This is a genomic window from Pseudomonas sp. TSRC2-2 (assembly GCF_049897785.1).
Classification (GTDB): Bacteria; Pseudomonadota; Gammaproteobacteria; order Pseudomonadales; family Pseudomonadaceae; genus Aquipseudomonas.
The window spans coordinates 39897-49140 of sequence record NZ_JAFCWZ010000004.1 but is presented as its reverse complement, the minus strand read 5'-3'; the positions used below and the strand labels follow the sequence as shown (position 1 = coordinate 49140).

At 57.0% G+C, this 9244-nt stretch carries 9 protein-coding genes and 3 tRNA genes; 9 read left to right on the top strand and 3 right to left on the bottom strand.

The annotated features are described in order from the left end of the window. Positions 1-224: 224 nt before the first annotated feature. Together ACP7D9_RS09010 and ACP7D9_RS09005 are read left to right on the top strand one after the other, a co-directional pair. Positions 225-1031: a hypothetical protein gene (locus ACP7D9_RS09010; protein WP_426156837.1), complete on the top strand. Its 807-nt coding sequence runs from the start codon at positions 225-227 to the stop codon at positions 1029-1031. Continuing rightward, the gene (locus tag ACP7D9_RS09005; RefSeq protein ID WP_426156835.1) at positions 1019-1303 is read left to right on the top strand and encodes a hypothetical protein; all 285 of its coding nucleotides are present in this window, start codon (positions 1019-1021) and stop codon (positions 1301-1303) included. The genes ACP7D9_RS09010 and ACP7D9_RS09005 overlap by 13 nt, the downstream gene beginning before the upstream one ends. A gap of 52 nt (positions 1304-1355) precedes the next feature. Here the strand turns inward: ACP7D9_RS09005 and ACP7D9_RS09000 are convergent, their stop codons facing one another. Beyond that, a complete protein-coding gene (locus tag ACP7D9_RS09000) occupies positions 1356-2429 on the bottom strand; it encodes a 3-deoxy-7-phosphoheptulonate synthase (protein WP_426156833.1) in 1074 nt (357 codons plus the stop codon). Positions 2430-3033: 604 nt separating this feature from the next. Here ACP7D9_RS09000 and ACP7D9_RS08995 point away from each other — a divergent pair. The 6 genes from ACP7D9_RS08995 (at position 3034) to ACP7D9_RS08970 (ending at position 6921) form a co-directional block, all read left to right on the top strand. Next, positions 3034-3477, top strand: a complete 444-nt coding sequence (locus tag ACP7D9_RS08995; RefSeq protein ID WP_426156831.1) for a GNAT family N-acetyltransferase — start codon at positions 3034-3036, stop codon at positions 3475-3477. Positions 3478-3604: 127 nt separating this feature from the next. Then, positions 3605-4246, top strand: a complete 642-nt coding sequence (gene gacA, locus ACP7D9_RS08990) for a response regulator transcription factor GacA (protein ID WP_024012761.1) — start codon at positions 3605-3607, stop codon at positions 4244-4246. A 2-nt stretch (positions 4247-4248) separates the two neighbouring features. Then, positions 4249-6072 (top strand): excinuclease ABC subunit UvrC, encoded by a 1824-nt coding sequence (gene uvrC, locus ACP7D9_RS08985; RefSeq protein ID WP_426156830.1) that lies wholly within the window; start codon positions 4249-4251, stop codon positions 6070-6072. Positions 6073-6104: 32 nt separating this feature from the next. Then, complete coding sequence (gene pgsA, locus ACP7D9_RS08980; protein ID WP_101159438.1) at positions 6105-6665, top strand: CDP-diacylglycerol--glycerol-3-phosphate 3-phosphatidyltransferase; 561 nt, start codon at positions 6105-6107, stop codon at positions 6663-6665. 60 nt (positions 6666-6725) lie between these two features. Continuing rightward, positions 6726-6801, top strand: a tRNA-Gly gene (locus tag ACP7D9_RS08975). A 46-nt stretch (positions 6802-6847) separates the two neighbouring features. Beyond that, positions 6848-6921: transfer RNA gene (locus ACP7D9_RS08970), tRNA-Cys, on the top strand. A gap of 84 nt (positions 6922-7005) precedes the next feature. Here the strand turns inward: ACP7D9_RS08970 and ACP7D9_RS08965 are convergent. Beyond that, a complete protein-coding gene (locus tag ACP7D9_RS08965; protein WP_178081207.1) occupies positions 7006-7539 on the bottom strand; it encodes a GAF domain-containing protein in 534 nt (177 codons plus the stop codon). 504 nt (positions 7540-8043) lie between these two features. Between ACP7D9_RS08965 and ACP7D9_RS08960 the strand changes: the two genes are divergently transcribed. Beyond that, positions 8044-8130: transfer RNA gene (locus tag ACP7D9_RS08960), tRNA-Leu, on the top strand. An 82-nt stretch (positions 8131-8212) separates the two neighbouring features. Here ACP7D9_RS08960 and ACP7D9_RS08955 read toward each other — a convergent pair. Continuing rightward, a complete protein-coding gene (locus ACP7D9_RS08955; RefSeq protein ID WP_280074920.1) occupies positions 8213-9244 on the bottom strand; it encodes a site-specific integrase in 1032 nt (343 codons plus the stop codon).

Sequence of the window (9244 nt, the reverse complement as noted above, 5' to 3'; positions counted from 1 at the left end):
ATAGGCGTACGAAATTTCCTAGAGCTGTGAAATCCGAATCCGAAGTTCGCTGGGTCGTTTGTCGTCATAACAGCGTGAACTCCCCATTTGCCTACCTTGCGAGTAGCGGTTACGCCGTCGTCGCGGTGCATTCGGCTGACATCCGGAACATTCAAAGAAGTGCTCAATGTAGGCGTCAGTGTCGTCATTCAGGACGGCACGTTGTCCAGGGAGTGGAGACGAAAATGAATAGCCATGAAGTCGAGTTTTGCTGGCGGATACGACAGCTCGCGGTTACCGAAGCGTCTGTCGAGCCTCTGGTTGCGCCGATGATTGACGGGTTGGAGGGCAGCGTGCTGGAGCCTTCGCTGGTCAGGGCCGTCGTTCGCATTTCTCCTTACGCCAACATGAGCAGTGGCGATCAGCTCGTTCTGTACTGGGAGGGGCTGGATATCGAAGGCTTTGCGTATCAATACGAAAGTGTTCGATTCATCAGCCAGGCCCAGGTTGGCAAAGACGTTATCTTCGTCATCAAGGGCATGCATATAGCTGCGCTGGAGGGTGGCTCGCTTGAGGTTTACTGCACGCTCCAAACCGCGCTCGCACCCAAGGCAGTCGAATCAGCACGCCTGCAACTGTCGGTGGGCGATGTCCGTACGCAACTGTTGGCGCCGCTTATAGAAAACTCGGTAAACGGAGCGCTGGATCCGCCACGAGTGGTCGAGGGCACCCTGGTGACCCTGCAGCCTTACGCGAGAATGTCGGCGGGCGACCGGGTAATGTTGTCGTGGCACGGAGACACCTCACCCGAGATCTTTACCGACTCGTTGAACGTGGAGGCTACGCCGTCGCGCAAAGCCTGTCATTCTGGGTGCCGGGCAGTTACATCGAAGCGCATCGTGGTGGCGAGGTGGTTGTCGCCTACCGTGTCGAACCACGCTCTGGAACGGTTCGAATTTCGGAACCTGCGACGATTTACATCGGGCCGACCGTGCGTGGGCAACTGGCTGCGCCGGATGTCGTTGAGGCGGTTGAAAACGTGTTGTCAGTAAAGGATTCGGTTGACGGCGTTTCCATCCTCATCGAAGAAGCGCACGTGCAGGAGCAGGAACTGGTCTATCTCAAGTGTGACGGTGAGTTCTTCAGTCACCGGGATGATCTTGAAATCACCCGGGAGATGGCCGGGCAGCCGGTGAGTTTCATTGTTCCCCATCGGTTCTGGCGTGAGCACCACGGCACGACGGTGGAGATCGGCTACACGATTGAGCGACTGGATGACGTCAGTCAACTTTCGGCGGTAAGACGCATCAGCGTAGAGGCGTAGCCTTTTAGAGTCAGCCCTCCACGCCCTGTATGAGCGGGAGGGCGGCATGTGCTCAGTTTCTGACGTGAGCCAGGCGCCGCGCGGCGTCTGTCAGCAACTGTTTGGTAGCGCCGAAGCCGAGACAGCCATCGGTGATCGATACACCGTAGCGTAGAGACGAGCTCAGCGACTGACAGCCTTCGAACAGGTGAGACTCCAGCATCATGCCAATCAGCGAATGGTTGCCTCGCAAACGTTGTTCGAGCACATCGTTGAACACCGCTGGCTGACGCAGTGGATCCTTGCCGCTGTTGGCATGACTGCAGTCGACCATGATCCGGTTGGGGATCTTTAGTCGGCTGAGTTCGGCGCTGATTTTGGCTACGCTGGTTGCGTCGTGGTTTGGCCCTTGATGGCCACCGCGCAGCACGATGTGCGTGTCAGCGTTGCCGGCGGTCTGCACGATCGCCGGATGCCCTTGGCTGTCCACACCGAAGTGCCGATGAGGGTGGGCTGCCGAGCGCATGGCGTCGACGGCAACGGCGGCGCCGCCATCGGTGCCGTTCTTGAAGCCCACCGGCATGTTCAAGCCACTGGCCATTTCGCGGTGGATTTGCGATTCGGTGGTGCGGGCGCCAATGGCCACCCAGCTCAAAAGGTCATCGAAGTAATTGGCAGCCATGGGTTGGAGCAGTTCGGTGGCGATCGGTAGTCCGAGCTGGATCATTTGCAGCATCAGTTCGCGGGAAAGCGAGAGGCCGGCAGCCATGTCGTCAGTGCCGTCCAGATGCGGATCGTAGGCCAGGCCTTTCCAGCCCACTGTCGTACGAGGCTTTTCGACGTAGGCGCGCATGACCAGGAGCATTTCACTACTCACATCCTCGGCCAAGCGCGCGAGTTTGTTGGCATATTCGAGTGCCGATTGCGGATCATGGATGGAGCAGGGGCCAACGATGACGAGCAGGCGTGGGTCTTGACCGTTGAGGATGGCGCGCACCGCCTGGCGATGGGCATTGACTTGCTGAAGCAGGGAATGACCGAGCGGTAATTGCTGTTTGAGCTGCAGCGAGCTGGGCAGACGCAGGGTCAACGCTTCGTTGGCAGAATCGAGGGTGGACAGCGGCAAAGCGGAAGCGGAGGAGTTCATATTCGTTCTTCCTGGGCGGATGGCGGGTATTTCCCGCTCGCTCGGCCCTACTGGGGTGTTCGACAAATGGCCGTACTGGCTGGGCGCGTATGTTTGCCACCTGTAGGTGACCGATCGGAGGCGGCAGGCTGTCCCGAGCGGAAGCTGGTAAATCGCCAGGCGCTAAAGCTGTCGTAACGGTAATAAGTGGCGTAGTTCATGATGTATTCCTCAAAGTGTGGTGTGATGCTGAAAGTTGTGGGCCTGAAAAAACAAAACCCCCGGTCGGGAGGCCGACCGGGGGTTGAGAAATCTCTGGTAGGCGACCCGTTATCATGGGCGCCGTTTGGGTATCAGGCGCGCCAGTGGCTAAACCAATACCCAAAATAAAAAGTGGCAGGAGCGCAGGTTTCATTCACCCGGGCAGCCGCAACCGAGCGCAGGGCGCTGGCGATGCAAGACTGTGAAGGGGCGTTGAACATGGTCTGTCTCCGTAGAATGCGCCGAGCTTACTCGACGCTGATACGCGTCAGCAATCAGAAAATGCTATTGCCTGCTGCCCGAAACGACTATCAGTGGCAAACCATACGGGTAAATCGCATTTTACGGTTACGGAGAAAACCGAATGATCTACTGGATTCGCCATGCCACGGTCGACGATCTGGCTTTTGCGCGGGCTCTGACCTGTCGCAACATGCTGCGCTATTACATCGATCATGATCTGCTGTGGCAGGACAAGGCGTTTGACGCAGGCTGGCAGTCTCGTGACAACTGGATAGTCCTGCAGGATGAAACGCCAATCGGCTTTTTCAGTCTGAGCCAGGATGCACGGGCGCTATACATACGCGAACTGCAAATTGCTCAGGCCTGGCAAGGGCGGGGTGCCGGTTCCTGGTGCATAGACCAGGTTATCGAGATGGCTCGTCAGGCAAGACGACCCGCACTCAGGCTGACCGTGTTCGAGAACAACCCGGCGCAAGAACTGTATGCACGCAAAGGGCTGCACAGAGTGGGCAGGGACGAGTGTTTCATCAGGATGCAGCTTGATTTGAGTACAGCTGTGCGCTGAAACCCACGGCCGGCAAGCCCTGAATGATGAATTGAAACTTTTTAAATGCGGCTTTCCGCTAGGTGTGTCTGGCACTTTTTGCTAAGGTGTCCGGCATCCCAATAAGACCATATCGCGAGGTGTCTGCTTGATTAGGGTGCTAGTGGTCGACGACCATGATCTCGTTCGCACAGGCATTACACGGATGCTGGCCGATATCGATGGCCTGCAGGTGGTAGGGCAGGCCGAGTCAGGTGAAGAGTCCCTGATCAAAGCCCGTGAGTTGAAGCCTGACGTAGTGCTCATGGACGTCAAGATGCCCGGCATCGGCGGCCTCGAAGCCACACGGAAATTGCTGCGCAGCCACCCGGACATCAAGGTGGTTGCCGTTACGGTGTGCGAAGAAGACCCTTTCCCGACGCGCTTGCTGCAGGCAGGGGCCGCCGGTTATCTGACCAAGGGCGCAGGTCTGCCGGAAATGGTGCAGGCCATTCGATTGGTCTTCGCCGGGCAGCGTTATATCAGTCCGCAAATCGCCCAGCAGTTGGCGATCAAATCATTCCAGCCGACCAATGATTCGCCGTTCGATGCTTTGTCGGAACGCGAAATCCAGATCGCGTTGATGATCGTCGGCTGTCAGAAGGTCCAGATCATTTCCGACAAATTGTGCCTGTCGCCGAAAACCGTGAACACCTACCGCTACCGCATTTTCGAAAAGCTTTCGATCAGCAGCGACGTCGAGTTGACACTGCTCGCGGTACGGCACGGCATGGTGGATGCCAGCGCCTGACCATGACCGAGACATTCGATTCCAGTGCTTTCCTGTCGACCGTGAGCGGTCGGCCGGGCGTCTATCGCATGTTCGACAGCGAGGCGCGCCTGCTGTACGTGGGCAAAGCGAAAAACCTGAAGAAACGCCTGGCCAGCTATTTCCGCAAGACCGGCCTGGCACCGAAGACCGCCGCACTGGTCGGGCGTATCGCTCAGGTTGAGACAACCATCACCGCCAACGAAACCGAAGCGCTGTTGCTTGAACAGACGCTGATCAAGGAATGGCGACCGCCTTACAACATCCTGCTGCGCGACGATAAATCCTATCCGTACGTGTTTTTGTCAGACGGGCAGTTTCCGCGCCTGAGCATCCATCGCGGTGCAAAAAAGGCCAAGGGCAAATATTTTGGCCCGTATCCGAGTGCCGGTGCTATCCGCGAAAGCCTGAGCATCCTGCAAAAAACCTTTTTCGTCCGTCAGTGCGAAGACAGTTATTACAAAAACCGCACTCGTCCGTGCCTGCAATACCAGATCAAACGTTGCAAGGCGCCGTGTGTGGGTTTGGTCGAGCCGGACGTCTATGCCGAAGACGTGCGTCACTCGGTGATGTTCCTTGAGGGGCGCAGTCATGCGTTGACCAACGAGTTGTCCACCGCGATGGAAGAGGCGGCGATCAACCTCGAATTCGAACGCGCCGCCGAATTGCGCGACCAGATTGCCTTGCTGCGCCGGGTGCAGGACCAGCAGAGCATGGAAGGCGGAACCGGCGATATCGACGTCATTGCCGCATTCGTCAACCCTGGCGGTGCCTGCGTGCACCTGATCAGCGTTCGCGGCGGCCGAGTGCTGGGCAGCAAGAATTTCTTCCCTCAGGTCGGTATCGAGGAGGACGTCTCCGAAGTCATGGCGGCGTTCCTCGGCCAGTACTACATCAGCAGCCCTGAACGCGATCTGCCGAGCGAGTTGATCGTCAACGTGGTTCATGAAGATTTTCCTGCGCTGATCGAAGGCATCCATACCTTGCGCGGTCGCGAGTTGGCGATCAGCCATCGGGTACGTGGTACCCGTGCGCGCTGGCAACAACTGGCCGTAACCAACGCCGAGCAAGCGTTGGGCGCGCGTCTGGCCAACCGTCAGCACACTGCCGCGCGGTTCGATGCACTGGCCGAGGTGCTGAATCTGGATGATCCGCCCCAACGCCTGGAATGCTATGACATCAGTCATTCCAGCGGAGAGGCGACGGTTGCGTCCTGTGTGGTGTTCGGGCCGGAAGGCGCGATCAAGTCGGATTACCGCCGTTACAACATCGAAGGCGTCACTGCGGGCGACGATTATGCGGCCATGCATCAGGCACTCACGCGACGCTTCAGCAAGCTCAAGGACGGGGAGGGAAAGCTGCCGGACATCCTGTTGGTGGACGGGGGCAAAGGGCAATTGTCTATGGCCCGTGACGTGCTCAACGAACTGGCAGTGCCGGATCTGATACTTTTGGGCGTAGCCAAGGGCGCCACCCGCAAGGCTGGGTTCGAAACGTTGTATCTGAATGATGCAGCGCACGAGTTCACTTTGCGCGGCGATTCGCCCGCATTGCACCTTATTCAGCAGATTCGTGATGAAGCACACCGCTTCGCGATTACGGGACATCGCGCCCGTCGCGGCAAGACTCGCCGAACCTCGACCCTGGAAGGTGTCGCAGGGGTAGGGCCGACACGCCGACGTGACCTGTTGAAACATTTTGGTGGATTGCAGGAGCTGTCTCGTGCAAGCATCGAAGAGATCGCCAAAGCCCCGGGGATCAGTAAAAAGCTCGCAGAGTCGATTTATGCGAACCTGCATAGTGAGTAGAATGCCCCTTCACCTCGTAGCCAGTTGTGCCGATGAATATCCCTAATCTGATTACCGTTCTCCGCGTCCTGCTCATCCCGATCTTCATTCTGCTGTTTTATTTGCCTTACCAGTGGAGTTACATGGCTTCTGCCTCGGTGTTTGCCTTCGCGGCCGCAACCGACTGGCTCGATGGTTATCTGGCGCGCCGACTGGAACAAAGCACACCCTTCGGTGCGTTTCTCGATCCGGTCGCCGACAAGCTGATGGTTGCAGTTGCTCTGGTCTTGCTGGTGCAGGAACACGGCAACCTCTGGCTCACGCTGCCCGCAGCGGTGATCATTGGTCGCGAGATCGTGATTTCGGCACTGCGCGAATGGATGGCCGAACTCGGCGCCCGGGCACAGGTTGCAGTGTCCAATCTGGGCAAATGGAAAACCGCTGCGCAAATGCTCGCACTGGTCATACTTCTGGCCCATCCAAAGGCTTTCAACTTCTGGGTCGTGCTCGGTTATACGCTGCTGATCGTATCGGCAGGGCTGACGCTGTGGTCGATGGTTCAATACCTCCGCGCCGCATGGCCGCACCTGAAGACGGATGTCGAAAAGAAATAAAAGTTTTTTGAATCAAGGGGTTGACGGGGCTTCTTAATTCTATAGAATGCGCCACACCAAGCGGGAATAGCTCAGTTGGTAGAGCACGACCTTGCCAAGGTCGGGGTCGCGAGTTCGAGTCTCGTTTCCCGCTCCAATTTGTACAGTGTTTGTTGTTGCGCTACTGACAGCGAATACTTTGAGGCCGAGTAGCAAAATGGTTATGCAGTGGATTGCAAATCCACCTACGCCGGTTCGATTCCGACCTCGGCCTCCACTATCAAAAACCCCGTAGATCAATGATCTACGGGGTTTTTTGTTGTCTTCGAAAAAGAGTGGAATTGCGCATCCTTCAACAAGATCACTCAGCCACGCACGCTCCGGTCTTTATATGGCTGGCACCTTCCACTGTCAGATTCGAGAAAAAGATACAGCCGATAAGCCGTGCGAACAGCGTCAGTGTCTCTGCCAGGTCAGGGTTATCAAACAGAACAGACCTCGAATCAAGAGCACAAAGCGCGCCCCATAGTCGTCCGTCCGGCAGGAAAACCGGAGCGCCGGCGTAGCTTTCAATTGAATATTGCTTCACTACGGGACGCGACGAAAGTCTTCCGTCCTGGCTGATTTGTGGAAGGAAGAGGGCTTGAGGATCCCTGCGAAACTCACTGCAAAGCGTAGTCTCCAGATCCAGCGTGTCGCCGACATTTATCCCCAGTTCGATCGGATCGTAGGCCGAACAGACTATCCATTCGGTTTCTGTGAATTTTGCGATGCCAGCGAAGCGCGTGCCGGTCAACCGGGTGACGAGCTGCAAAATATTGGTGGTCGCTTCGATTTCGGCGATTGCCGAGCGCTCCTCGGGGCTCAAAGACGCTTTGAGAACGGTGTCACTCATTTGCATTCGGTTAAATCTCCTGATTGCTTGTACATCCCTGAGCTGAGCTCTGGTGACGTTTAGTGGAAGTCAGCGCCTGTGAGGCGGGATGCGGTGTGAAAAAGGTAAGCGGGTTACATGCAGTCGCTGATTCCGGCGTCATCGTTTAGCTTAGACACCCCGGCGAGTCATGGGTTGCTTCTTCATGATCGCCAGCGCAGAAAAATCTCTGGCCCGTACAGCGGATGTAGTGGTAACCTTTTGATCTTGTTGGGTTTTAGCTTCGGTTTCGAGTTTGGTTAGCGCGTTTTTTCTCAAGCTTCAGCCTCAACTTCAAACACGCTACATAGCACAATGATTTAAATGGCTTTTTAGCTTTCATGGCCAGCAAGATTTAGTCTCGAAATCTGCCACTGCGAACTTGCTTCACCGGGATGTGATGTATATATTCCCCGCTCGGCTTTTCAAGCGGTCATCCTGTCTGGATCGCAACCGCAACGCTGAACCAATCAACACCGCGCTACCGCCCGAATGGCGAAACTGGTAGACGCATGGGACTTAAAATCCCCCGCTCGTAAGGGCGTGCCGGTTCGATTCCGGCTTCGGGCACCATCTTAAATCAAGGGTTTGCGGGCGAAAGCTGATGCAAGCCCTTGTTTATTTCTGGTCCGCTATTTTGGAGTTGGTCCGCAATTCACTTGGTAGGCATGACCTTTTTGCCTTTTCGATTGCGGATGTACTGCTCGGTCATAACCACCGTCGTATGCCCAAGTTGATCTCTGGCTTGCAGAATGTCACCGCTGGATTCTGCCTTGTCGGTACCCGCCTTGGCGCGCAAGTCACGCATCTGGAACTCAGCCTTCTGCACGCCGGCCGCCTCCCTGGCCAAGTCAAACCTCCTGCGCAACATCGCCACCGTCATCGGTGTGCCGTCCTCTGTAACGATCAGCCGCGTCGAGCGGACCTTGTGTTCTGATTTCCGGGACATGATTCGATCAATCAAAACCTTCAGTTCCCCCGTTATCTCGATTCGACGCTTCGCCTTTGTCTTGCCCTGCAGCACCCAAATCTGCCCGTCGCGCACGTCGCGCTCGTCCATCAGCCGGGTATCGGTCACCCGTTGCCCGGTCAGATAGGCGAGGTCCATTGCGTCCTGTAGGCCCACGTCTGCCTTGTCGTGCACACGCTTGAACAGCGCATCTTCGACATACGTGTCCCGCCCGGTTTCCTTGTTGCCCTTGATGCCCGCGCACGGGTTGGCAAGAGAGGTGTAGCCTTTATCCCTGGCGTAATTCCAGATGGCGCTGAGCAGTGCCTTCTCGCGGTTCGCGCGCACCGGCGCGGCCTTGCGCCATGTCAGGTACTGGCGTACGTGCAACGGCTCGATCGTTTCCAGCGGCGCGGGCGGGTCGTCGAAGAAAGCGATCAGATTCTTCAGCTCGCGCTTGTTGTCAGCCTGGGTCGCCGTGCCTTTGGTGGGGACGACGTCGACCATGTATTTTTCGGCGACGTAGCGGAACGTGATGACCTTGGCGACCAGATCGGTTGCGGTGCGATCACGCTCAAGCTTCGCGTACTCCATGATCGCCAAGCCGTAGTCGCTGCCCAGCGGAATTTCCTTGCGGTCCTTGCCGCCCGTGTCGTAGTAGTAGAACACTCGGCCGCTGGCTTTCTTGCGCTCCCGCAGCCTGGCGATCGAGCCGGGTTTACTTGGTCGTCTTCCCAT

What these genes read in the sequence shown, in the direction of transcription:
- ACP7D9_RS09010 (WP_426156837.1), top strand. Translation starts at nt 225, where the DNA reads ATGAATAGCCATGAAGTCGAGTTTTGCTGGCGGATACGACAGCTCGCG.
- ACP7D9_RS09000 (WP_426156833.1), bottom strand. Translation starts at nt 2,429, where the DNA reads ATGAACTCCTCCGCTTCCGCTTTGCCGCTGTCCACCCTCGATTCTGCC.
- ACP7D9_RS08995 (WP_426156831.1), top strand. Translation starts at nt 3,034, where the DNA reads ATGATCTACTGGATTCGCCATGCCACGGTCGACGATCTGGCTTTTGCG.
- uvrC (WP_426156830.1), top strand. Translation starts at nt 4,249, where the DNA reads ATGACCGAGACATTCGATTCCAGTGCTTTCCTGTCGACCGTGAGCGGT.
- pgsA (WP_101159438.1), top strand. Translation starts at nt 6,105, where the DNA reads ATGAATATCCCTAATCTGATTACCGTTCTCCGCGTCCTGCTCATCCCG.
- ACP7D9_RS08965 (WP_178081207.1), bottom strand. Translation starts at nt 7,539, where the DNA reads ATGAGTGACACCGTTCTCAAAGCGTCTTTGAGCCCCGAGGAGCGCTCG.
- ACP7D9_RS08955 (WP_280074920.1), bottom strand. Translation starts at nt 9,244, where the DNA reads ATGGGAAGACGACCAAGTAAACCCGGCTCGATCGCCAGGCTGCGGGAG.